Below are 1,637 nucleotides of genomic sequence, written 5' to 3' on the forward strand. Positions count from 1 at the left end.
GGTGTGGGTGCCGACGGGCCGTCCGGTGCTCCGCGAGGGCTCATGACCGCACGTACCGGAGCTCACCCCCCGAGGCTGCCGGAGTGCGCTCGACGGGCGCTGGGGAGCCGGTGGAGAGTCCGGGTCCCCTTTCGGCCTCCACCACGCCGGCGAGCCGCCGCACCCCTTCACGGATCCGTTCCGGTGTCGGGTAGCAGTACGACAACCGCATCTGGCGGCCACCCGACTTGTCCGTGTAGAAGCCGCTGCCCGACGCGTACGCCACCCCGGCCGCGACCGCACGCGGCAGCATCGCCCGGGTGTCGATGCCCTCGGGCACGGTCACCCACACGTAGAACCCGCCGTCCGGCACCGTCCAGGTGCATTCCGGCGGCAGGTACCGCTCCAGCGCGTCCAGCATCGCGTCGCGCCGCTCCCGGTAGATGTCCCGGAACACGGCGATCTGCCCCTGCCAGTCGTGCCCGTCCAGGTACCGCGACACGATCATCTGGTTCAGGGTGGGCGGGCACAGCGTCGCCGACTCCATCGCCAGCACCAGTTTCTCGCGCACCTCGTCCGGCGCGAGCACCCAGCCGACCCGCAGCCCGGACGCGAACGTCTTGGAGAACGAGCCCAGGTACACCACGTTGTCCGGGTCCGTCGACCGCAGCGCCGGGTAGGTGGTGCCGTCGAAGCCGAGCAGCCCGTACGGGTTGTCCTCGACCACCAGCACCCCGTGCGCGCGGCAGATCTCCAGGATCTCGGCCCGGCGCTCCACCGCGAGCGTCACGCCCGCCGGATTGTGGAAGTTCGGGATCGTGTACAGCATCTTCACCCGCTGCCCGGCGGCCCGGGCCCGCAGCAGCGCCGCCCGCAGCCCGTCCGGCACCAGACCGTGCCTGTCCATCGGCACATGCACGACCTGCGCCTGGTACGCCGCGAACGAGCCCAACGCCCCCACATAGGAGGGGCCTTCGGCCATCACCACGTCACCGGGATCGCACAGCAGCCGGGTCAGCAGATCGATCCCCATCTGCGAACCGACCGTCACCACGATCTCCTCCGGCCGCGCGGTGACACCCTCCAGCGCCATCACGGCGCAGATCTGCTCCCGCAGCGGCGGCAGTCCGTGCGCCGACGCGTACTGCAATGCGGTCAGACCGTCCTCCGCGACGAGCTGCGCCACCTGCTGGGAGAGCGCGGCCAGCGGCAGGGCGGCCAGATTCGGCATGCCGCCCGCCAGCGAGACCACCTCGGGCCTGCTGGCGACCGCGAACAGCGCCCGGATCTCCGAGGCTTCCATGCCGGCGGTGCGCACGGCGAACCGGTTCGCTGCGATGTCGTGCACGTGGTCCTCCCGCAGCTCAGTAGCGGTAGTGGTCGGGCTTGTACGGGCCGTCGACGTCGACGCCGATGTACGAGGCCTGCTCCGGGCGGAGCGTCGTCAGCCTGACGCCGAGGGCGTCGAGGTGGAGTCGGGCGACCTTCTCGTCGAGGTGCTTGGGCAGCGTGTAGACGCCCACCGGGTACTCCGCCTGCTTGGTGAACAGCTCGATCTGGGCCAGCGTCTGGTCCGCGAAGCTGTTGGACATCACGAACGACGGATGGCCGGTGGCGTTGCCCAGGTTCAGCAGGCGGCCCTCGGACAGCACGATGAT

The 1,637-nt window shown here is 70.6% G+C and carries 2 protein-coding genes; both read right to left on the bottom strand.

Going from position 1 to position 1,637, the window contains the following annotated elements:
• Window positions 1-40: 40 nt before the first annotated feature.
• The gene (locus K377_RS41125; protein ID WP_111668715.1) at window positions 41-1,282 is read right to left on the bottom strand and encodes a PLP-dependent aminotransferase family protein; all 1,242 of its coding nucleotides are present in this window, start codon (window positions 1,280-1,282) and stop codon (window positions 41-43) included.
• Between the two features lie 61 nt (window positions 1,283-1,343).
• The coding region (locus tag K377_RS41130) for an adenosylhomocysteinase (RefSeq protein ID WP_146614880.1) at window positions 1,344-1,637 on the bottom strand (294 nt) is incomplete at its 5' end.

The organism is Streptomyces sp. PsTaAH-137 (genome assembly GCF_003259365.1).
GTDB lineage: Bacteria > Actinomycetota > Actinomycetes > Streptomycetales > Streptomycetaceae > Streptomyces.